General features: G+C 70.8%; 19 protein-coding genes, 1 tRNA gene, 1 pseudogene and 1 riboswitch. Of the genes and pseudogenes, 9 read left to right on the top strand and 12 right to left on the bottom strand.

What is annotated here, in order from left to right:
• Positions 1-92: 92 nt before the first annotated feature.
• The 4 genes from dgoD to ACZ4XD_RS00820 form a co-directional block, all read right to left on the bottom strand.
• The gene (dgoD, locus tag ACZ4XD_RS00835; RefSeq protein ID WP_468036856.1) at positions 93-1,238 is read right to left on the bottom strand and encodes a galactonate dehydratase; all 1,146 of its coding nucleotides are present in this window, start codon (positions 1,236-1,238) and stop codon (positions 93-95) included.
• Positions 1,239-1,591: 353 nt separating this feature from the next.
• Positions 1,592-2,293 (bottom strand): FadR/GntR family transcriptional regulator, encoded by a 702-nt coding sequence (locus ACZ4XD_RS00830; RefSeq protein WP_468036854.1) that lies wholly within the window; start codon positions 2,291-2,293, stop codon positions 1,592-1,594.
• 294 nt (positions 2,294-2,587) lie between these two features.
• Positions 2,588-3,319, bottom strand: coding sequence for a DUF4383 domain-containing protein (locus tag ACZ4XD_RS00825; RefSeq protein ID WP_468036852.1), 732 nt, complete (start codon positions 3,317-3,319; stop codon positions 2,588-2,590).
• Positions 3,320-3,553: 234 nt separating this feature from the next.
• Positions 3,554-4,939, bottom strand: coding sequence for a hypothetical protein (locus ACZ4XD_RS00820; RefSeq protein ID WP_468036850.1), 1,386 nt, complete (start codon positions 4,937-4,939; stop codon positions 3,554-3,556).
• Positions 4,940-5,081: 142 nt separating this feature from the next.
• On the opposite strand from ACZ4XD_RS00820, the gene ACZ4XD_RS00815 reads away from it, so the two are divergent.
• Positions 5,082-5,153 (top strand) — tRNA-Val (locus ACZ4XD_RS00815).
• A gap of 228 nt (positions 5,154-5,381) precedes the next feature.
• Positions 5,382-6,422, top strand: coding sequence for a DUF1152 domain-containing protein (locus ACZ4XD_RS00810; protein ID WP_468037166.1), 1,041 nt, complete (start codon positions 5,382-5,384; stop codon positions 6,420-6,422).
• A 152-nt stretch (positions 6,423-6,574) separates the two neighbouring features.
• Here ACZ4XD_RS00810 and ACZ4XD_RS00805 read toward each other — a convergent pair whose 3' ends face one another.
• Positions 6,575-7,474, bottom strand: a complete 900-nt coding sequence (locus tag ACZ4XD_RS00805) for a LysR family transcriptional regulator (RefSeq protein WP_468036848.1) — start codon at positions 7,472-7,474, stop codon at positions 6,575-6,577.
• 242 nt (positions 7,475-7,716) lie between these two features.
• On the opposite strand from ACZ4XD_RS00805, the gene ACZ4XD_RS00800 reads away from it, so the two are divergent.
• The 6 genes from ACZ4XD_RS00800 (at position 7,717) to ACZ4XD_RS00775 (ending at position 14,013) form a co-directional block, all read left to right on the top strand.
• Positions 7,717-8,166, top strand: coding sequence for an ATP-binding protein (locus tag ACZ4XD_RS00800; RefSeq protein ID WP_468036846.1), 450 nt, complete (start codon positions 7,717-7,719; stop codon positions 8,164-8,166).
• Between the two features lie 58 nt (positions 8,167-8,224).
• Positions 8,225-9,661, top strand: coding sequence for an MFS transporter (locus ACZ4XD_RS00795; RefSeq protein WP_468036844.1), 1,437 nt, complete (start codon positions 8,225-8,227; stop codon positions 9,659-9,661).
• 87 nt (positions 9,662-9,748) lie between these two features.
• Positions 9,749-11,119: a M20/M25/M40 family metallo-hydrolase gene (locus ACZ4XD_RS00790; RefSeq protein ID WP_468036842.1), complete on the top strand. Its 1,371-nt coding sequence runs from the start codon at positions 9,749-9,751 to the stop codon at positions 11,117-11,119.
• Between the two features lie 50 nt (positions 11,120-11,169).
• Positions 11,170-12,396, top strand: a complete 1,227-nt coding sequence (locus tag ACZ4XD_RS00785) for a CaiB/BaiF CoA transferase family protein (protein WP_468036840.1) — start codon at positions 11,170-11,172, stop codon at positions 12,394-12,396.
• Positions 12,393-13,178, top strand: coding sequence for an enoyl-CoA hydratase/isomerase family protein (locus ACZ4XD_RS00780; protein WP_468036838.1), 786 nt, complete (start codon positions 12,393-12,395; stop codon positions 13,176-13,178). The genes ACZ4XD_RS00785 and ACZ4XD_RS00780 overlap by 4 nt, the downstream gene beginning before the upstream one ends.
• 334 nt (positions 13,179-13,512) lie before the next feature.
• On the top strand, positions 13,513-14,013 hold the full coding sequence (locus ACZ4XD_RS00775) for a VOC family protein (protein ID WP_468036836.1): 501 nt from the start codon (positions 13,513-13,515) through the stop codon (positions 14,011-14,013).
• A gap of 179 nt (positions 14,014-14,192) precedes the next feature.
• Here ACZ4XD_RS00775 and nicT read toward each other — a convergent pair.
• The 3 genes and pseudogenes from nicT to ACZ4XD_RS00760 form a co-directional block, all read right to left on the bottom strand.
• Positions 14,193-15,351 (bottom strand): annotated as a pseudogene (gene nicT / locus ACZ4XD_RS00770) (Nickel transporter NicT).
• A 10-nt stretch (positions 15,352-15,361) separates the two neighbouring features.
• Positions 15,362-15,608, bottom strand: a riboswitch (cobalamin riboswitch).
• Positions 15,609-15,740: 132 nt separating this feature from the next.
• On the bottom strand, positions 15,741-16,589 hold the full coding sequence (locus ACZ4XD_RS00765) for an alpha/beta fold hydrolase (RefSeq protein WP_042154274.1): 849 nt from the start codon (positions 16,587-16,589) through the stop codon (positions 15,741-15,743).
• Positions 16,586-17,230, bottom strand: coding sequence for a MarR family winged helix-turn-helix transcriptional regulator (locus tag ACZ4XD_RS00760; protein WP_468036834.1), 645 nt, complete (start codon positions 17,228-17,230; stop codon positions 16,586-16,588). The genes ACZ4XD_RS00765 and ACZ4XD_RS00760 overlap by 4 nt, the downstream gene beginning before the upstream one ends.
• Positions 17,231-17,453: 223 nt before the next feature.
• Here ACZ4XD_RS00760 and ACZ4XD_RS00755 point away from each other — a divergent pair, with 223 nt between their 5' ends.
• Positions 17,454-17,867 carry a hypothetical protein gene (locus ACZ4XD_RS00755; RefSeq protein ID WP_468036832.1) on the top strand — a complete coding sequence of 138 codons (414 nt, stop codon included), beginning with the start codon at positions 17,454-17,456 and terminating at the stop codon, positions 17,865-17,867.
• Here the strand turns inward: ACZ4XD_RS00755 and ACZ4XD_RS00750 are convergent.
• The 4 genes from ACZ4XD_RS00750 to ACZ4XD_RS00735 all read right to left on the bottom strand — a co-directional run bounded on the left by ACZ4XD_RS00750 (position 17,830) and on the right by ACZ4XD_RS00735 (position 21,375).
• The gene (locus tag ACZ4XD_RS00750) at positions 17,830-18,486 is read right to left on the bottom strand and encodes a nucleoside/nucleotide kinase family protein (RefSeq protein ID WP_468036830.1); all 657 of its coding nucleotides are present in this window, start codon (positions 18,484-18,486) and stop codon (positions 17,830-17,832) included. The two genes, ACZ4XD_RS00755 and ACZ4XD_RS00750, sit on opposite strands and share 38 nt — an antisense overlap.
• A gap of 151 nt (positions 18,487-18,637) precedes the next feature.
• Positions 18,638-19,831: a methyltransferase gene (locus tag ACZ4XD_RS00745; protein WP_468036828.1), complete on the bottom strand. Its 1,194-nt coding sequence runs from the start codon at positions 19,829-19,831 to the stop codon at positions 18,638-18,640.
• Positions 19,832-20,044: 213 nt separating this feature from the next.
• Complete coding sequence (locus ACZ4XD_RS00740) at positions 20,045-20,629, bottom strand: GNAT family N-acetyltransferase (protein WP_468036826.1); 585 nt, start codon at positions 20,627-20,629, stop codon at positions 20,045-20,047.
• A gap of 98 nt (positions 20,630-20,727) precedes the next feature.
• The gene (locus tag ACZ4XD_RS00735; RefSeq protein WP_468036824.1) at positions 20,728-21,375 is read right to left on the bottom strand and encodes a DedA family protein; all 648 of its coding nucleotides are present in this window, start codon (positions 21,373-21,375) and stop codon (positions 20,728-20,730) included.
• Positions 21,376-21,605: the final 230 nt, after the last annotated feature.

The raw sequence follows: 21,605 nt of genomic DNA, 5'->3' as shown, positions 1-21,605 counted from the left end.
GCACGGGTGACACCTCTGATTATTCCGGGCCCGGGCGGGCGGGATCGAGCCCCGGACGAGCCAAAGCGATCACTGCCCCGCGCTCCCGCCGCTCACCATTCGGCGAACGCCCCGTCCTCATGGCGCCACACGGGATTCCGCCAGGTGTGCCCCCGCCGATCCGCCGCCCGCACGGCGGCCTCGTCCACCTCCACGCCGAGGCCGGGACGCTCGGTCCGCAGCAGTGAGCCGCCGTGAAAACGGAACGGCTCCAGATCCGCGACGTAGTCCAGCAGCTCGGCGCCCTGGTGGTAGTGGATCCCGATGGACTGTTCCTGGATGAGGAAGTTCGGGGTGGTGAAGGCGACTTGGAGGCTGGCGGCCAGCGCGACCGGGCCCAGGGGACAGTGCGGCGCGAGCTGCGCCCCGTAGACCTCCGCGAGCGCGGCGATCCGGCGCAGCTCGGAGATGCCGCCCGCATGCGAGATGTCGGGCTGGAGGATCGCCACACCGGCTTGCAGCGGAGCCAGGAACTCTCGCCGGGTGAAGAGACGTTCACCGAGTGCGAGGGGGATGGCGGAAGCGTTCACGAGATCAGGGAGGGCATGCAGGTAGTCGCAGAGGACGGGCTCCTCGACGAACATCGGGGCGTATTCGGACAGCAGGGGGAGGAGCCTGCGGGCGTTGGCGGGCGAGACCCGGCCGTGGAAGTCGAGGCCGAAGTCCCGTTCGTCGCCGAGGACCTCACGCGCGGTCTCGGCGCGCAGCAGACATGCCCGCACTTCGGCGCGGGTCGCCACCGGCGTCATCTTGCCGCAGCCGTTCATCTTGACGGCGGTGAAGCCCGCCTCGGTCTGCGCGGTGACCGCGTCGCGGATGGCCTGCGGCTCATCGCCGCCCACCCATGCGTAGGCGCGGATCTTCTCGCGGACCGGCCCGCCGAGCAGCTGGTGGACGGGGAGACCGTGCTGCTTCCCTTTGATGTCCCACAGTGCCTGGTCCAGGCCGGCGACGGCGGACGAGAGGACGGGCCCGCCGCGGTAGAAGCCGCCCTTGGTCATGACCTGCCAGTGGTCCTCGATACGTGCCGGATCCTGCCCCAGGAGGTACTCGGCCAGCACCTCCACGGCCGCCCGGACCGGCTCGGCCCGCCCCTCGACCACCGGCTCACCCCAGCCGACGACGCCCTCATCGGTCTCCACCCGTACGAACAGCCAGCGCGGAGGGGCGAGGAACGTCTCGATACGGCTGATCTTCATGGACCGGTCCGTCCTTTCGACGTGTGGCGAGCGGCCGGGGCAGGCGGCAGGCGGCGAGCGGTGGGCGGCACGGGGCTCGCGAGCGCGGCGATACGGCACGCGCAACGGACGAGCCGGAGCGTACGGCCCGCGCGGACGAGTCGGAACCGACGGCCCGCGCCGGCCGTTCGCCCCGGCCACGCATGCGCCGACCCTTGTTCGCGACTTCCTGCCCACCCACGTCACCGCGGTAACCCCACGCCGCTCCCCGGAACACAACCCTCCGCCCCACCACATCCGTTCCCCCCACTACGGCTGCTGCCGCACCTACGGACCTCCCGCAAGTACGGGTGCACCTACGGGTCCTTCCGCACCTACGGATGCTCCCGCGCCGACACATCGAGCAGTTCGAGCATCGCCATATAGGCCCCGTCGACGTCCCGCTTCCGTACGGCCTCGACCACCGCGGCATGTATCGCATGGGGCTGGTCGAAGGCGCCGTACTCGTCCAGCACCGCCCGGTCGCGCTGGACCAGCACCGGCACGATCACCCGGTGCATCTGCGCGTAGAAGCGGTTGTTCGACGCGATCAGCAGCGCCGTGTGGAAGGACGCGTCGGCCCGTACGAGCAGCACCGGGTCGTTGCCGGACGCCGCCATCGCGCTCAACGCGGCGTCCAGAGCCGCCAGATCCTCATCGGTACGGCGCTCCGCGGCGAGCGCGGCCGCCGCGGGCTCGATGGAGCGACGCAGTTCGAGCACATCGGCGAAGAAGTCGGACGAGACGCCGGCCGCCAGTTTCCACCGGAGCACGTCCGTGTCCAGGAGGTTCCAGTCCTCCCGGGGGCGGACATAGGTGCCCCGCTCCTTGTCGGCGCCGAGCAGCCCCTTGGTGGTCAGCACCTTGATCGCCTCACGCAGCACGGTCTGGCTCACGTCCAGCTCCGCCATCACCTCCGGCAGCACGAGGCTCTCGCCCTCCCCGTATATGCCCTTGAAGATCCGCTTGGCGAGCGTGGCGACCGCCCCATGGTGAGCCCCGTGTCCTGAGGAGGCGGCGTGCCCCGAACGGCTCATGGTGCTGCTCCCTGCTCCCCGTGCTCGCTGCCCCCGACCCCTTCCCCTCCCGCCCCGTCAGCCATATCCGCCGCCCCGACTGCCCTGGCCACACCGGTCACGCGGGCCAGGGTTCACGCCGGCCACGGTGGAGATGACGGACACCCACACCACCGACCCCGCTCACCTCACCTCACGTACCTGCCTCACCCCAGTCATCCCACTCGGCCCACTCGCCCCACCCACCCCAGCCATCAGGGCGTACCGAGCACCCCATTCCCACCTCGGTACGCCCTGACGTCTCCGCGCCCCGGCTCAGGGCTTCTTGCGGTCGCCGCCGGACCGGGCGCCGGTATCCAGGGAGGTGGTGTGCCTTCTGCTCCCACTGGTGCCGGCGCCGAACGAACCGCGCCCGGCATGCGGGGCGCCCTGCATCTTGATCCGTGCCGCCTGCCGTGCGGCCGTCATACCGGAGACGGGACGCAGCTGTCCGCGGTCGTACTGCTCCGCCTCCTCCGGGTGCCGGGCGCGCCAGTACGGATTGTCGTGGGGGAGGCCGCCGCTGACCCGTCCGTACATCCCGAAGACCAGCAGCATCAGCCCGACCAGGAAGCTGAACAGGACGTTCTGGATCTGGAAGGCGAGGAAGTTCGCGCCGGTGTCCAGCAGCGCCAGGTTCACGAATCCGCTCAGCAGGAAGAGACCGCCGAGCACGATGTTGAGGGTCGAGGCGAAGTTCCCGCCGATCACCATGCCGATGACGAGGATGGCGCCGACGACGATCGAGAGCACGCTCAGGGTGCCGTTGGTGTTCAGCCCGGCCACGGTGTCGCCGCCGGTGTCGAAGTAGCCGATGTGGTGGGTCAGCCCGAGGATGCCGAATGCGATCAGTACCAGGCCCATCAGCCCGGCGCCGATGCGGTAGACCTTGCTGAGCCGGTGGTCCACGGGCAGATGCTCGTCGAGCCGTGTGTGGTGCCGCTGCTTCCCCCGGTGCAGCGGGTTCACGGGCCCGTGCAGGGTCTGGCCAGTAGCCCCAGTAGCCATGTCCGGCCTCCTTCGCGCAGGTGCCGACTGGGCCGTACTCCACTCCAGGATCCGCCCGGGTGGCAGTTCACGCCATCGCGCCCGGTGGCGGGGCGGCACGGAACCGCCCTCCTGGCCCGCCGGGCTTCCGGCCCGGCACCGGCCCGTACACCGGACCCGGCAAGTCAGACCCCGAGGCTGCCCCCGGCCCGTACACCGGACCCGGTAAGGTCACACCCCGAGGTCGCCCCGGGCTCAGCCGCCGCTTCCGGCCCCGCCCCTGGCCTCCCGGATCTCCTGCACCACCCGGGCCGCCGTCTCCCGTACCGCCTCGGTCTCCAGCAGAAAGTGCCACCAGTCCGGATGGCGCCCCTCCAGGCCCGCGACCGCACGGTCCAGCCGCGCCACCGCATCGTCCAAGGGGCCGGCATGCCGCGGATCGGGGGTGCTGCGCCCGCTCATCGCCAGCCGCTGCGCGTCCCGTACGGCGAAGCGGGTCCGTTCGACCTCCTTCTGGCGGTCGAACGAGACCGCATCGAGCCGCTGTAGCCGGTCACCGGCCGCCGAGACTGCCTCGTCGGTGGTGTCCAGCAGCGCCCGCACGGTCGCCAGCCGGCTCGTGGCGTCCGCCCAGCGCTGCTCGTCCCGCGCCTGCTGCGCCTCCCGCAGCTTGACCTCGGCCTGCTGGACGGACCGGGCGGCCTGCTCCGGTACCTGTTGGAGGTCCTGCCAGCAGGCCGCGCTGTACCGCCGCCGCAGCTCGCTGAGGACCGGGTCGACCTTCCCGGCACGCGTCGTGATCGCCTGCGCCCGGGTCCGCAGCGACACCAGCCGCTTGTCGATCTCCGCGGCCTTCCCCGGCAGCCGCTCGGCCTCGGTCCGAACCCCCTCGGCCTGGCGCAGCACGGCGTCGGCGCGCCGGATCGTCTCCTGTACGCCATGTTGCCCGGCGCCCTGATTGAGCTTGGTCAGCTCCGGCCCGAGCGCCGCCAGCCGGGCCGCGAGATCATCGGCCTGCAGACCCTGCGCACGGACCGCGTCCAGCGCGTTGCTCGCCGCCAGCAATGCCTGCCGCGCCCGCTCCACGGCCGGGGCCAGCCGCGCCAGCTGCGTCTCGGCGGACTGAAGCAGCGGCCCCAGCCCCTGCGCGAACCGGTCCAGCTCGCCCTTGACCCGGTCCAGCTCCTGCTTGGCACGGGTCAGATCGGCCCGCGCCCGCGCCATCGCGGCGCCGTCGAGGTCGTCCCGGTCGAGATCGTGGGAGTCGACCGCGGTGATGTACCCCTGACTCACCTCGTCGATCCGCCGGCCGAAGCCCTCGTACTCCTCTGCCGCCTTCCGCGCGGGCGGCGAGGTGTCGACGGCGGTGATCGTCTCTATGGAGATCCGCAGATCCCGGTGCGCGGTGTCCAGCTCGTAGAACGACGCCGCCGCGGCATCCTTGGCGGCCTGCGCATCGGCCCGCTGGCCTTCCCCCCGCCCGAACCAGCGACGGGTCCCGCCGCCCGCGAACGACCACGGCGCCATCGCCACCACCAGCGGCAACGGCAGCAACATGAGCGCCACCACATCCCGGACCGGGCCTCCACGGGCGCGACGGCGTTCTCGCTGCTCATGCGGCTGAGTGTCTGTCGCCGTCACTTCCCTCTCCCGATCGGATCGCCCCAGGACCGAATGTCATTCTCCCACTCACCGGAAACGAACACGCCGGCCGGTAAGTTCGCCCTTCGAGCACTGGTTTGCAGTTCAGCCCCGGAGGCAAGGTAGTCTGTCGGCTCGGCCAGGGCGCATAGCTCAGCGGTAGAGCGCTGCTCTTACAAAGCAGATGTCACAGGTTCGAATCCTGTTGTGCCCACTCCTTGTGTGAAACCATAAAGGCCCAGGTCATCCGAGATGAATTCGGATTCCTGGGCCTTGATCATTTTCTTGGCGCGGCCCCCTAGGGCCCTTGCCTGAGCGCAACACCAGCTCGGCCGGCCGTCACGTCGCCGCCCCGCCCGCCCGTGCCGAAGCCCGTACGCTGGCGAATGTGACGCGTGTGATCGTGGCGGCAGGAGGAGGCGGCGATGCGGTCGCCGCCGCGATGCTGGATGCGTCTCTCTACGGGGGCGAGACCCCGGCGGTGGTTCTCTCCTACGCGTGGGACCGGCTCTTGGTCGACCCGGTGCCGGGGCCGAGAGGGCCGGCCAACTTCAGGGGGCTTCGTCCGCTCACCCGAAGCGTTCGGACCGTCCCTGCCGATGCCGCGGCGATTGCTCCTGCGGGGTCGACGCTTCCCCGGCTGGCCGCTGAGCTCCCGCAGACCTTCGCGCTGATCGATCCGCACCATGGCGCCGAGGGCATCGTGCGCCAACTCGAAGAGCTCGTGCAGTATTTGGAGCCGGACTCCGTTGACCTCCTGGATGTGGGCGGTGACATCCTCGCCCGGGGCGATGAGCCCACCCTCCGCAGTCCGATCGCCGATGCCCTCACCCTCGCGGCGTGCTGTGAACTCAACTTCCCCGTACGGCTTCTGGTCGCCGGTCCCGGCCTCGATGGCGAGCTTCCCGCCGAGGTGCTGCGCGACCGTCTGGGGCCCGTTGCCCTGACGCTCGGCGCGGAGCACGTTGCGCCCGTCAGCCCGGTCCTGGAGTGGCATCCTTCTGAGGCCACGGCCATGCTGGCCGCCGCCGCGCGGGGCGCACGCGGCCGGTGTGAGGTGAGCGGCGCCGGTGCGCCGGTGCCGCTGACGGACGAGGGGCCCGTCGTGTACGAGGCCGACCTCGATGAAGCGCTTCAGCGGAATCAGCTCGCCGGGGCCATCCTCGCCACGGAGAATCTGCACCAGGTCGAGCAGTACAGCCGGGAGATCTGCGGCTTCTCCGAAATCGATGACGAACGGCACCAGGCCGGGCGGCTCGGCGGGCAGGCGCCGCCGGCGATCGATCCGGAAGTGGTACTCCGGCAGCTCGACGACTTCGAGGCCGATGCGCGGGGGCGCGGCATCACGCATACGACCTTTCGCCGGCTCACCGAAGCCCTTGGGCTCAGTGGTACCCAACGCCTGGAGCTGAGAGCCCTTCTGCTGGGCAGCCGCCCGGAGCGGTATCAGGCTCCCCTCTGGCACATTCCGTCCGGAGATTGAGCGCTGACGAGCAAGAGCAGAGCGCCTGCCGAGCTGACCGGCCAGGGCGGCGGCAACGTCTTCTCCTGTGGAACGGTCTGGCGGGCGGGGCGCTCCAGCCGGTGCCGGACCGGCGCACGCCATCTGAGGAATGAGCCTCCCGGCCGTCGGCGCTATACCTCCGTTTCTCCGAGCCGGCGGATGAGGTGGTCGGCGAATTCCTGAACCACCGTGGGGAGTTGACGGCCGACCATGGCCTGGATCTGGAGGGTGCGGAGGTGCATTTCCGGGTTCCGGATGGCGACAACTTTCAGGCCTTCGATGCGCAGGTGCTCATGGACGCTGATGTGGCCGATCAGCGAGACGGCGTTGGCCTCTTTGACGAAGGCCGACAGGGTGCTGGAGCCGGAGGTGACCAGCAGGGGTTCGAAGGCGATGCCCTCGATCGAGCAGCAGAGGTCGAAGAGGCGCCGGTTCGTCGTGCCTTCTTCGTTGAGTGCGACCGGATAGGGGAGGAGGTCATGCAGAGAGATGTCGCTGCGCTCGGCGAGGGGGTGGTCGGAGCGGACCAGGGCCTGGATCGGGGCGCGCTGGGCGTGTATCACACGGACGTCGGGAGTGGGCGCGAGGCTGAATGTCATGGCGAGATCGACCGTGCCGTCCTGGACCATGTGGGTGGCCTGCGAGGGCGTCACCACGGGAAGCCGGAAGGTGGTTCCCGGATGGTCCCTGCGGAAGGAGGCCATGGCGGCCGGCAGGAATTCCTGTGCGGCGCCCTGTGAACTGGCCACCCGGACAAGGGTGCCCAGCCGGCCGCGGCCGCGGATGTCCGTAAGTACCTGATCGGTTTCCAGTGCGGCGCGGCGCGCATAAGCGGCCAATAGGGTGCCGGCCTCACTCGGCACCATTCCGCGCGGGCGGCGCTCGAAGAGCGGTACCCCGATTTCCTGCTCCAGTTTGCCGATCTGCCGGCTGATGGCCGAGCCGGCGACCAGCAGTCGCCTGGACGCCTCGTTGACCGAGCCGGTGCGGACCACTTCGAGGAAATACTCAAGAGCCGGACTGTTCAGCATGCCCCTCAGCGTATGCCGCCATTGTCCTTTGGGCAACGACTTGTTCTATAAATTGCGATTGCGTGAATGGTCGGGCCGTGCCTACCTTCGTCATATGCCCTGCGGGCTCACCCGTCCGGGCGGACCGGAAGGCGAAAGAGTGCCCCTCATAAGGCGGACTCGTCGAGCAGCGGTCGGTTCAGGGCCCCTTTAGCCGCTCAGGTGTGCATCCTCCCCGCAGGCAGCCGAGGCAGGGGAAAACGATGAATGCGACAGTCCCCAGTAGTGAGTACTCCGGCTCGCATGCGACGCCGCGGCGGGACGCAGAATTCCTCTTTCCGCTGCCGCACATCCCGGAGGCCGTAGGCATGGTGCGCCGACGCGCACACACCGTGCTGACCGGCTGGAATCTGCCTGCCACCACCATTGACGACGCGGTCCTGGTGATTTCGGAACTGGTCACCAACGCGATCACCCATGCCCTCCCGCCGGCTGTGCTCCAGCTGTCGCGGACGGTGGCCGAGGGGCCTCGTGCGCTGCGTATCGAGGTCACCGATGCGGGTCCCGCCGTGTCCGTCCCGCGGCCGGCGGACGGCCGGCACGCGGCGGAACACGGTCGTGGCAGCGTCATCGTCACCGCCCTGGCTGCCCGGCACGGTACCCGTGTCGACGCCTGCGGGATCACGCGGTGGGCGGACCTTCCCGCCCTGTGAGGGCGTTTCCACGATCGTTGCCTTTTGGGTAATCAGGTGTTCTAGAAATTGCGATTGTGTGAACGACTGGGTGCCTCTAGCGTCATCGCTCAACGAGTTCACGGATTCCGTCTCTTCCGCTTCGGACTCGCCCATCGGCGGTACCACCCTGCGCGACAGTTCGCCTGATCGATCCGAGGGAGTAACACTCATGACGACCGCTGGAGAAACAGGTCAGATGAATACCGAGAAGCCTGTCAGTAAGAAACGAGCACGACATGCCGTGCTCGCGGCAACGGCTGGGAACACACTTGAGTGGTACGACCTGACTTCGTACGGATTCTTCGCGGTCTCGATCTCCAAAGCCTTCTTCCCTGCCGGCAACCCGACGGTTTCCCTGATGCTCGCCTTCGGCACGTTCGGCGTCTCGTATCTGGTCCGGCCATTGGGTGCGCTGGTCCTGGGAACGTACGCGGACCGCAGCGGACGGAAATCCGCGCTGCTGCTCACCATTCGACTCATGATGATCGGCACATTGCTGATCGCCGTGATGCCCACCTATGAATCCATCGGCTTTGCCGCACCGGTACTGATTCTGGTGGCCCGTCTGCTGCAAGGGTTCTCGGCAGGTGGCGAGTTCGGCAGCGCGACGGCATTTCTGGCCGAACACTCCGCCGACCGGCGGGGGTTCATGGCGAGCTGGCAGTTCGCCTCGCAGGGCCTGGCGACACTGCTGGCCGCAACATTCGGCACCGTACTGAGTCTGAGCCTCTCCGGAGCGCAGCTGGACTCCTGGGGCTGGCGCATCCCGTTCTTCGTCGGCCTGCTGATCGGCCCGGTGGGGTACCTGATCCGCCGGCATGTCCCGGAGAGCAGCGAATTCGTCGAAACCGCCGAAGCGGGAGACGTGGTCACGACCCCCGTCCGGCAAGTACTGCGGAGCCAGAAGCTGCCGGTGCTCCTCATGATCGGCGCACTGGTGATGTCCACCGCGGTGACCTACGTGATCGTCTATATGCCGACCTACGCACACGAGGTCCTCGGTCTGCCGTCCTCCGCCGGCTTCATCGGGGCGGCGGTGTCCGGCGTGGCACTGACGACCATCACGCCCCTGATCGGTCATCTCTCGGACCGGATCGGCCGCATCAAGATCATGCTCATTGCCGGGACCGCCATGATCCTCAGCATCTACCCGCTGTTCCTGCTGCTGTCGGGCAGACCGTCACTGCTGGTCATGGGCGTGGTGATGTTCCTGCTCGGCTTCCTGAAAGCCTGCTACTTCGGTGCGCTGCCCGCCCTGATGTCCGAGGCATTCCCGATCGCGACCCGCGGCACCGGCCTGTCCCTCAGCTACAACATCGGCGTGATGTCCTTCGGCGGCTTCGCGCCCGTGGTCATCACCTGGATGATCGCCGCCACCGGCAGCCACCTCTCGCCCAGCTTCTACATCATGGTCGCCGGCGTCCTGAGCCTCGCCTCTCTGGTGGCCGCCCGCCGTTTCCTCGCCCTGCGCTGACGCCCGGGTCGCGCTCCGCACCGCCCGACGATCCCCCACCTGACGGGCACCACGCCCGGCAGTGCCCAAGAAAGAAAGAGGTCAACGATGACAGACGCTTGCCCGATCCGCGCCCAACTCCCCGCCACGCCGCGCGAGCTCGTGCAGGGATGCCAGGACGAACTCATCGCCGGACTGATGGAGTACGTCAGCCACCCCAGTGTGAGCGCGACCGGCGAGGGCTTTCCCGCCGCGACCGATGTCGCCGTCGAAGAGGTCAAGCGGGCCGGTCTGACTCCGTCGGTGCTCGCCGGCAAGGGCCGGCCGGCGGTGGTCGGCCACCGCGCGGGGCCGACGGGAGCGCCGCACGTCCTGCTCTACGGCCACTACGACGTCCAGCCGGCCGGGCCACGCGAGAGGTGGGACTCCGATCCCTTCACCCCCGTCCTGCGGGACGGGCGGATCTGGGGCCGCGGCACCGGTGACAACAAGGGGCAGCACTACGCGCACCTACAGGCGCTGCGTCTCTTCGAGGAGCACATAGGTGCGCTCCCCTGCACGGTCACCGTGCTCCTCGATGGCGAGGAGGAGATCGGCAGCCCCACACTGGCGGACACCCTGCGCGCGCACCAGGAGCTGTTCGACTGCGATCTCGTGGTCTGGAGCGACCGTTCGGTGCATGAGTCCGGTGAATGGTGTGTCTCGCACGGGGTCCGCGGCATGATCCGTCTCCGGATCACCGCCACCGGCCCGAGCCACCCGCTGCATTCCGGGAATTTCGGCAATGTCGCGCCCAACCCGGCATGGCGACTGGTCCAGGCGCTGGCGAGTCTCAAGGACCCCAGCGGCCGGGTCCTCGTCGAGGGCTTCGACGACGGCCGGGAACCGCTGTCCGACGCCGATCGCGCCGCGTTCGCCGCCCTCCCGCTCGACCTTCAGGAAGTCCTCGGGGGCATCGGACTCGCCGAGATGGACCCCGCGTTCAACGGGCTGTCCTTCTATGAGCGGCTGGCCGACCGCCCCACGCTCACGATCAACGGGCTCACCGCGGGGGATGTGGACCGGACCATCATCCCCGACACCGCGGAGGCGGGCGTCGATATCCGGCTGACGCCGGGTCAGGACCCGCAGGCGGTCTTCGAGCGGGTGGCCGCCCATCTGCGGGTCCATGCCCCCGAGGTGACGGTCACCATGGTCTGTGGCGTACCGGCGTCCCGGACCTCGATCGACAACCCCCATACGCCCAGGGTGGCGCGGGCCATCTCCCGGGTGACCGGGCGTGATCCGCTGCTGATCCCTGCCTATGGCGGCACGCTGCCCGACTGGATCTTCACCGGGATCCTCGGTGTGCCCAGCATCGGCCTGCCGCTGGCCAACGCCGACCAGGCCAACCACGCGCCCAACGAGAACCTCCGCGTCGACTACTTCCTCGACGCCACCGCGATCTGCATGGAGCTCCTGCTCGAACTGGGTTCCTGAATACCCGGCCGCCCGGCGAAACCCACTGGAACAGAGGCGTGACACCGCACATGCGCACCACATCACAGCCCAAGCCCTGGCTCGTCCACGACGGAACCCTCACCGGACTGAAGGTTCTCGATCTGTCCCGCATCCTGTCCGGGCCGTTCTGCACCATGGTGCTGGCCGACCTGGGCGCTGATGTGATCAAGGTCGAGGACCCCGTCTCCGGCGATGACACCCGCGTCTGGGGGCCGCCCTTCCAGGGCGAGGACGCGGCGTACTTCCACAGCGTCAACCGCAACAAGCGCGGTATCGCCGTCGACCTCAAGGACCCCGACTGCCTGCGCCTGGTACAGGAGTTGGCCACCACCGCCGATGTGATCGTGGAGAACTTCCGGCCCGGTACGGCGGCCCGTCTCGGGCTGGGCTACCAGGACGTCCGCGACCGCAACCCCGCCGTGGTGTACGCCTCGATCAGCGGCTACGGGCAGACCGGACCGTACCGGAGCGAGCCGGGCTACGACGCGATCGCGCAGGCGGTCAGCGGCGTCATGAGCGTGACCGGCGAACCCACCGGGCCGCCCGTGCGCTTCGGGGTGTCGCCGGCCGATCTGGCGGCCGGGATGTGGGCCGCCATCGGCGTCCTCGCCGCCCTCCGCAACCGCGAGCACACCGGCACCGGCGACTGGGTCGATGTGTCGCTGCTGGACGGCCAGGTGGCCTGGCTGAGCTACGTCGCCAGTGGGTACTTCTCCTCCGGCAACGTTCCGCAGCGCTACGGTTCGGCCCATCCCACGATCGTGCCCTACCAGGCATTTCCCACCGCCGACGGCCACCTGATGGTCGCCGTCGGAAACGACGGGCAGTGGCGCCGCTTCGCCACCGCGATCGGGCTCGCCGCGCTCGTCGGCGACCCACGCTTCGCGACCAACTCGGACCGGGTCCGCCATCGTGCGGAGCTGCTCCCACTCATCGAGCGCGCGCTGGGTGCCCGTGGGGCCAAGGAATGGGCCGTGCTCCTGACCGAGGCGGAGATACCGGTCGGGCCGATCAACACCGTCGACGAGGCCCTGCGGCACCCCCAGGTCGTCGCGCGCGGCATGGTCACCGAACTCGACCACCCCGACGCCGGCACCCTGCGCACCCTCACCTCGCCCATCAAGCTCTCCGACCATCCGGCGACCGTGCGCACACCGCCGCCCCGCCACGGGGAGCACACCGCACAGGTGCTGACCGACATGGGGGTCGGCCCGCGGCAGTGGTCCGACCTGTGCGCGCGAAAGGCCGCGAAGTGACCGCCGTACCCGCGCCCGACGTCAGCATCGCGATGGTCCGGTCCGGGGCGGTCGCCGAGATCCGGATCGGTGACGGCAGCCGGCGCAACGCCCTCCCCGGCGAGGCCTGGGCGCGGCTGGCCCGCCAGGTCAGGGAACTCGGGGCCTGCCGGTCGCTGCGGGTGCTGGTGATCCGGGGGCACGGTGACACGTTCTGCGCCGGCTCCGACATGACCGACTGGGTGGATGCGGAGCCCGGATACGTCGAGGAGTCCTTCGCGCGCATGGAAGAGGCGTTCTCCGCGATCGAGGACTGTCCTGTCCCGGTGATCGCCGAGATCCGCGGGGTCGCCGCCGGAGCGGGATGCCAGCTCGCCCTCGCCTGCGACCTGCGGCTGATGGCGGATTCTGCCCGGATCGGGATGCCGATCGCCCGGCTCGGCATCCTCGCCAGCCCTGCCTTCGCCGCCCGCATGGTGGCCGTTGCCGGACCGTCCGTGGCACGGGAGTTGCTCTACACCGGCCGGCTGGCCGACGCCTGCACGGCGGTGGCGCTCGGACTGGCCGATCACCAGGTGCCCGCGGCGCAACTCACCGACCGCACCGGCCGGCTCACCGCTGCCATCGCCGAGCAGCCGCCGGCGGCGATCCACGCCGCCAAGCTGGCGGTCGGCGCCGCGCTGGAGCCGCAGCGGACAGCCACCGCCGTCAACCCGCGGCCCGCAGTGGCGCACTCGCACTTCGGCCCGGCGATCGCTGCCTTCCTCGGACCGTCCGCGACAGCCGCACCGGATCCCCCCTAGCGCCCTGAGCAGGGAGCACGTGCGGCGGACGGGAGGTGAGGGCCTCAGGTCCGCCGCAGGCGCTGTTGTTCGCCGTGCGGGTGCTGTGTATCGTCGGAAGCAGTGGCTTGAAGTTTCAAGTACTTGTACGCGACCTCGCGGGGCCGGACCCGAGCCCCGGAGATGGCTGCCGTGCCCCGTGCGCACTCGGAGTGCGCCATGGACGGGACGTCTGCCGGCCGGATACCGGCCGGCAGGCCCTGGGCAGGGGCGGGGTGTGCGAGGTAGAGCAGAAGCAGGGGAGGGCGGCGGCGCCACGGCGGTGTCGCGGCCGGGAGATCGGAGACCAGGTTCCATGTCCGTACGACGTCTGAACCACGCGGTGCTCAACGTCCGCGATGTGACACGGTCGGTGGCGTTCTACACCGAGGCCCTCGGGCTGACGGTGGATGTCGAGATACCGGGGCGGGCCGCGTTTCTCAGCGCTCCCGGCTCGCTCAATGATCACGATCTGGGGCTGTTCGCGGTGGCGCCGGACGCGCCGGGGCCCGAGGCCGGACGGGTCGGGCTGTACCACCTGGCCTGGGAGGTCGGCACGCTCCGCGAACTCGTCGAGGCCCGCACCCGGCTCGACGAGCGCGGTGCCCTGGTGGGATCGACCGATCACCTCGTCGCCAAGTCGCTGTACGCCAAGGACCCGGACGGCAACGAGTTCGAGGTGATGTGGCGGGTCCCGCGGGAGGACTGGCCTGGCCCGGACCAGCCGGACCGGCTGCTGCCCCTCGATCTGGCCGCAGCCCTGGAGCAGTGGGGGCCGGACCGGGAGACGGGCGCCGCTGCGGGCTCGGCGACCTGAGGGCGGGACCGAGCCGGGCGGGTGAGGGGGCTGGGAGAAGCTCGGGCAGTTGAGCGCTCCGGATCGGCTCGGCCGCCTGCGGGCGCGGGCCCGGCAGGGGCCCCGAGGGGCCGGGAGCGGCTCGGGTGCCAGGGAGGGGGCGGCCGGTGGCGCGCGAGCAGGCGCCGGGCCGCCTTTCCTCAGGTTCCCGGCGCGGTCTGCTCCGCCGTCTCGGCTCGCCCGGCCCGCTCCGCCCAGCGCTTTTCGACGCCGGCCAGTCGCCAGTACGCCAGCGCCGCGGCCCACACGACCACGAACAGGCCGACGATGATGAAGCCGACATTGTCGAGGTCGAGGCCGGAAATCCAGCCGGTCACCGCGTCGTTGAGGCCGAGCTTGTCGTGCAGCACGGTCACCAGCTCGATGGTGCCGATGAAGAAGGCGACGGCGATCGACAGGCCGGTGATGGCGAGGTTGTAGTAGACCTTGCGCACCGGGTTGGCGAACGCCCACTGGTAGGCGAAGTTCATGAAGGTGCCGTCCAGGGTGTCGAACAGGCTCATCCCGGCGGCGAACAGCAGCGGCAGACACAGGACCGCGTACCAGGGCAGGCCCGCCGCCGCGCCGCTGCCCGCCATCACCATCAGGGTCACCTCGGTCGCGGTGTCGAAGCCGAGCCCGAAGAGGAAGCCGAGCGGGAACATCTGACCCGGGCGGGAGATGGAGCGGGTGAACCGCCCCAGGAAACGGTTCATGAAGCCGCGCGCGTCGAGGCGCTGCTCCAGCTCGGCCTCGTCGTACCGGCCGTCGCGCATCCCGCGGAAGACCCGCCAGATCCCGGCCAGCGCGATGAGGTTGAGAGCGGCGATGAGGTAGAGGAACGTGCCCGAGACCGTGGTGCCGACGGTGCCCAGGATCTGGTGCGTACGGGACTCGTCGTTGAGCAGCGTGCCGGCGAGCTGGGCACCACCGGCCACGAGGGCCGCCATCACCACGACCACGCTGGAGTGGCCGAGGGCGAACCAGAAGCCGACCGACACCGGCCGCTTGCCGTCGGCCATCAGCTTGCGGGTGGTGTTGTCGATCGCGGCGATGTGGTCGGCGTCGAAGGCATGCCGCATACCGAGGGTGTACGCGGTGATGCCGAGCCCGACGCCGAAGACCTGGCTTCCGACGGAGTAGTGGTTCGGGACCACGAGCAGGAAGAGCACGCCGAAGGCCACGACATGCAGCCCGGCTATGACGGCCATCAGGCCCGCGGTACGGACGGTGTCCTGCCGGCGCCAGCGGAACGTGGCGGGGGCAGGGGAGTTCGGGGTATCGGTGGACAGGGCCATCCGGGCGGTCACGCTCCAGCACCTCGTGGATCAGTTCGTGAGATGCCGTGGCCGGTCTCCTGGCTTGGGGGTACCACCCTGCTCCTTTAGAGCTTGGGGGAGGGTGCCCGCGTCCGCCCCCGCCTTCCCGGCCGCGGGCTGCGGTCAGTGGCGCCGCGGGCGCGCCAGGCGCCCGCGGAAGGGGTGGAAACTCCCCGATCACAGTGGCGAGGGCCGCTCCGGGCTGGGACCACAAGGTCCGTCACCGGCTTCCCGAACACCACGGCCCGGCCACTCTAGCCGCCGGCCCCGCGGCGCGAGGTGTGTGGGGGTTTTCCGCCGTCCGCGGGGCACGGCCCGCGGTGGACCCGTCACCGGGGGCCGGTTGCGGTGGGCCGGTCGCGGGAGTCAGTTGTCCAGGGACGACGGGAGTCAGTAGTCCAGCGACGAGAGGAAAGCGTGCAGTTCGTGGTCGAAGAGCGGGGTGTTCTCCAGGTTGACCATGTGGGCCGCACCCGGTATCCGGACCCTTCGGGCGCCCGGGACGGCCAGGGCTATCGCATGGGCGTTGGCGGAGATGTCGCGGCTGTCGAGGTCGCCGTCGAACACGACCGTCGGCACCCGGACCTCGCCGAGGCGGTCGGCGGCGCCGACTTCGAGGGGCATTCCGGCGCCCATTCCGTCGGCATGGACCTCCACATTGGCCGCGGCCGAGGCGCGCATCCGTTCACGGAATCCCGGGTGCACCGCGGACGGCTCGCGATGCGGCCCGTCCACCCATATCCGCAGGAAGTGTTCGACATACCGCTCCGCGCCGTCCGGTGCGCCGATCGCGGCCACCTGCTCCTTGATGTGCGCCAGGACGAAGGGGTCGGTGAAGGCCCGGCCGCTGATTCCCGGGGAGGCGAGCGCGAGGGCCGTCACCCGGCCGGGGTGGGCGAGGGCGGTGTCCAGCGCGACCCGCGCGCCGTGGGAAAGGCCGACGAGGACGGCGCTGGGGACGTCGAGTGCGTCCAGCAGGGCACACAGGTCGTCGTGGTGGGCGAAGTCGCCGGTCACGGTGGAGGACAGGCCATGGCCGCGGGCGTCGTAACGGATCGCGCGCAGCCCGGAGTTGACCAGCCAGGTGAACTGCTCGTCCCACATGTGCTGGTCGAGCATGCCGCCGTGCAGCAGCACCACCGCGGGGCCCGAGCCGGCCGTCTCGTAGAACAGCTCGCCCTCGTCGACCGGCACGAGGCCGTTGTCGATCTCGGACCAGGCGGTGATTCTCTGCGTCATTCTCCTGACCGTCCTTTGTGCATGAGAGGGGGCGGGGCGGGTCTGTCGTCGTGGCCTTCAGAGCTGCCGTTACTACGGTTACTGCTGTTCGTGCCGTTACTGCCTGCGCTGCCATGACTGTCCCGACTGCCCTGACTGTCGGTTTCCTCCCGTTGAACGCGCGAGTCGTTCGCCAGGTGCCGGAATTCCTCGCCGAGTCGGTCGAGAACGTGCAGCGTGGTGCGGACGTCCTCGGCGGGCAGGTCAGCCAGCCGCTGCCGCAGCTCCGTCGCCTCGAACTGCTGGACCCCGCGTATCGCCGCCGTGCCTTCGGTCGTGAGCCGGATCAGGGACGAGCGGCGGTGGGCGGGATTCGGGGCCGTGGCGACCAGGCCCAGCTCCGCGGCGTGGTTCACCCAGCGCTGCACCGGCTGGCGGTCGAGTCCCATCGAACGCGCCAACTGCGGGACGGTGCGGGGTCCTTCGGTGCGCAGGGCGTCCAGGAGTGCGTGTTCGCCGGCGGTCATGCCCGTGTCCGCCAGTTCGCGCTCCACCGCGCGCACGACCGTGCGGTGCAGGGGCCACAGCCGGCGGATGACGTCGTACAGCAGATCTTCAGTGGCCGCCGGCTCCCCGGCGCCCTCCCCCTCGGTATCCCTCACCGCAGCCCCTCTCGCCCCTCGGGCATCCCCATGGGCATCTGCATCGATGTCCGCGTCGACGTCCGCATCGACATCTTCATCAACGCCCCCCTCAATGACACTCGTGATGTCATGATGACATCGCTGATGTCGTTTGGGAAGGGGCCTGCCGCGGAATGGAGTTGAGGGGACGGATGGGTGGGATGAGGCTCATGTGGTCGGGGCGAGGAAAGGTGGACGGCGGATGAAGGTCGGTCTGTTGCGCGCGGTCGGGGTCGCCACGGCGGTCTACGGGGTGGCGGTGACCGCGGTGCCCGCCCTGCTGGCACGGCCCTCGGGGCTGGTCGATGAGGAGGGGCGGACCGGGCGGGCGACGCGCACCTCACTGCGTCCGCTGGCCTGGCGGGACGCGGTGAGCGGGCTGGCGCTGGCGGTGGCCCCGGAAGGCCCGGCGCTGCGCACCGCCGCGTATGTGCGGATCGCGGCCGACTTCGGGGACGCCGTTCTGCTCGGTGCGACGCTGCCCGGCCGCGACCGGAAGCTGGCGGCGGTGGCGGTGTCCGTGGGGTGGGGTGCGCTGTCGGTGGCCGGGCTGCTCGCCGGCGGGCGGCGGCGGGAGGTTATGAGCCTGCCGGCGGCGGGGCCTCTTCAGGCGTGAAGGTGATGACGAGGTCGGCGCGGTCGCGAGTGGCCGCCACCACCCGGGCGTTGGCCTCGTCCGAGGAGTGGACGAACCGCTCGGCCTCGGCGCGCGGGCGCCCGAAGTGCTCATGGCGGTCGACCAGCCGCCGGATCCGCTCCGGGGTGTCCAGGTCCACGTACCAGACCTCGTCGAGCAGTGCGCGGACCCGCGACCAGGGGGCGGAGTCGAGGAGGAGGTAATTGCCCTCGGTCACGATGAGCGGGATGTGGGGCGCCACGGGGATGCTGCCGGCGACCGGCTCCTCGATGCGGCGGTCGAACGCCGGGGCGTAGACGGCGCTGTCCGGTTCCGGTGCGCGCAGCCGCGCCAGCAGCGCCGCGTAGCCGGCCGGATCGAAGGTGTCCGGCGCGCCCTTGCGGTCCGTACGGCCCAGGCGCCGCAACTCTGCCTCGGCGAGATGGAAGCCGTCCATGGGGACGAGCGCCGCCTGCCCGGCCAGCTCCGCCACGACATGGGTGGCGAGGGTGGACTTGCCGGCACCGGGTGGCCCGGTGATGCCGAGCAGCAGCCGCCGGGCGGGAGTCGCGGACTCGGCGAGCCGGCGGGCGCGGGAGAAGAGGTGCCGGGGATCCATGGTGTGTCCATCGTGCCCGATCGGCGGCGCGGTGGCCGGAAGCGCCCCTGAGCGGCGGGCGCGACGCCATCGTGGAGTTCGGACGCAGCAGCTGCCTGCCGAGCGCGGCGGCTGCCGGTGCGGGCTGCGGGCCTGACCGTACGGCCGCAGGTCAGGGGGTGGAGGCGGTCACGTCCGTGCGGCCCAGGCGCCACAAGGACGTGATCTCGGCGGCGCGGGCCACGTGGAGCGGGTCGGAGGTGTCCCGGGCACGCGGATGGCGCGGGGTGACGTCGAGCCGGCCCAGGACCGTGAGGCCGGCCTTGGCGAAGGCGTCGAGGAGTTCGGCGTGCGGACGCAGCCCGAGGTGCTCCGCCAGGTCGGAGAGGATCAGCCAGCCCTCGCCGCCCGGTGTCAGATGGTCCGCGAGGCCGTTCAGGAAGCCGTGCAGCATGCGGCTGCCCGGGTCGTACACCGCGTACTCCACGGGCGAGGTCGGTTTCGCGGGCACCCATGGGGGATTGCAGACGACCAGGGGGGCGCGGCCGGCCGGGAAGAGATCGGCCTCGATGACCTCCACCTGCCCGGCGACACCCAGGCGTTCGGTGTTCTCGCGGGCACAGGCCAGCGCCCGCGGGTCCTGGTCGGTGGCCACGATCCTGCGCACTCCGCGCCGGGCGAGCACCGAGGCCAGCACGCCGGTGCCGGTGCCGATGTCGAACGCCAGCTCCTCGGTGGGCAGCGGCGCCTCGGCCACCAGGTCGACGTATTCGCCGCGGGCCGGGGAGAAGACGCCGTAGTGGGGGTGGATGCGGTCGCCGCCGAGCGCCGGGATCTCGACGCCCTTCTTGCGCCATTCGTTGGCGCCGATCAGGGCGAGGAGTTCACGCAGCGAGACGAGGGTGGTGGTCGGGGCCGTGCCCTCCGTGGTGCCGGACGCCTCCGCGTGGGCGGGCTCGCCGGGGCCGTACGCCCGGGTGCACGCCTCGCGGACATCAGGGGCGCGGTGCAGTGGGACGGCGAAGCTCGCGTCGAGCGGGACCAGCAGCATGCCCAGGATGCGGGCACGGTGATTCTGCGCGGCCCGGTGCACATGGAACGCCTGGGTGACATCGGCGGGCGGCGTCTTGCGGGGGCGCCGGTCGATCCGGCGGGCCATCGCCGTCAGCAGCTGACGGGCGTTGTGGAAGTCGCCGCGCCACAACAGCGCGGTGCCCTCACAGGCGAGCCGGTAGGCGTCGTCGGCCTTGGTCCGGTCGTCCGCGAGGACGATACGGCGCGGCGGCGGGGCGCCGTTCTCGGAGCGCCAACGGGCGGAGCGGGGCTGGTCGGCCTCGGTCCATTCGACGACCGGCGGGTGGTTCACCGAAGAGTGCCTCGTGTGTGTGGTGGGAGCCCTCCCAGGGGTGCCGCCCTCGGAGCGGCGCCGGTCCGGCGCCGGGGGAGCGGTGCTGCGCTCGCAGGAGACGGTGGGCGGGGTGGTCGGACCGTTGACTTTACTCCGTATTGGGATCGCGTCCGTATGGGGATCGCGCTCGGTCGCCCACCGGACCTGGGGCGGACGACGCCGGGACCGGCGTCAGTCGATGCCGAAGGGCCGGGCGTAGCGCACCGTGCCGCGCGGAGGTGTGGAGCCGTCCAGGGACAGCGCCATGAAGGCCTCGTCCGGCCAGGGCTGCGGCGGCAGAATGCCGAACCGGGGGGCGGCCGGAACGAACCCGAAGCGCGGGTAATACGGCGGGTGGCCCAGCACGATCGCGGTCCGCTCCCCGGCGGCCCGCGCCGCCTCCAGGAGCGCCCGGATCACCGCGTCGCCCGCACGACGCTTCTGGTACTCGGGCAGCACCGCGCACGGCGCGAGCGCCACGGCGGGTACCTCGTCGACATGACAGCGGGTCAGCAGGGCATGGGCGGCCGGGGTGCCGTCCGGAGCGTCGGCCACATAGGATAGGCCCGGCAGCCAGGCCGACGGGTCGCGGCGCAGCGCGTCGACGAGATCGGCCTCCCCGGCCGACTCGAAGGCGGCGAGGAGGATCCGGCGGACGGCCGGGGTGTCCGCGGCGGTCTCGGGGCGGGGCCGCCAGGTGGCAGCGCCCGCGGCCGGGTCCCCGGCGCCGCGGTCGCCGGCCCCGTGCGAGCCGTTGGATGCGTGGATACCGCTCATGGCGGTCATCGTCGCACCGGGCAGCGGCGAACCGCCAAGGAATTACCCCCGTCGTCGGCCACGGGCTCAACAACGGATCGCTGAGGCCCGCCGCCCCGTCAGTGCGCGGTGGGGCGCTCCGGGCGGCGCATCAGGAAGGCGGCGGCCGATCCGGCGGCGAAGAGGGCGATGACGGAGAGGGCCGTGCTCATCCAGGAGGTGCCGAGCCAGTGCCCGCCGAAGTAGCCCAGGCTCACGCTGTAGGCCGCCCAGGCGAAGCCGGCCAGTGCGGACCAGGGGAGGAACTCGCGGACCGTACGGTGCGCGACTCCGGCGCCCAGGCTGACCACGGAGCGTCCGGCGGGGGCGAAGCGGGCCAGCACGACGATGCCGCCGCCGCCCCGCGTCAGCGCCGTACCGAGTCGTTCCTGTGCCGTGGCCAGCCGGCGGGAGCGGCCGATGGCGCGGTCGAAGCGGTCGCCGCCGCGCCGGGCGAGCCGGTAGGCGACCATGTCGCCGAGCACGGAGGCGGTGGCCGCGCACAGCATCAGGGAGAGCATTTCGGCCAGGTGGGCACCGCTGTGGACGGTGACCTCGGCGCCGCTGACCGCCTCCGCCGCCGTGCCGGTGCCGGCCGCCGTAGTGGCCGCGGCGATCACCAGGACTCCGCTGGGCAGGATCGGGACGAAGACGTCGAGAACGATCGAGACGCTGACGATCACGTACACCCAAGGGCTGCCGCCGAGGGACCCCAGGCTTTCCAGCAACGTCCTTCTCCCGGTCCGAACCCCGCCGCGACGTCGCTCGGTTGCGGCAGGGGCGGCTCTACAGCCATACAGCGTACGCCTGGCCACGGTGGCCGAAAGGGTGGGGGTGGGATGCGCGGGAAGCGGCATTGTATGCGCGGCACCCGGCATGCGTGGCATGCCCCGTATGCGGCGCAATGGTCCGCGCCCGGCGGCACCCGGCGTGTCCTGCCCGTGGGCGGCTCCGGACG

This window comes from Streptomyces sp. NPDC029466, assembly GCF_055574515.1.
Note: the sequence above shows the minus strand (reverse complement) of the source record. Positions and strands in the feature narration are given on the sequence as shown.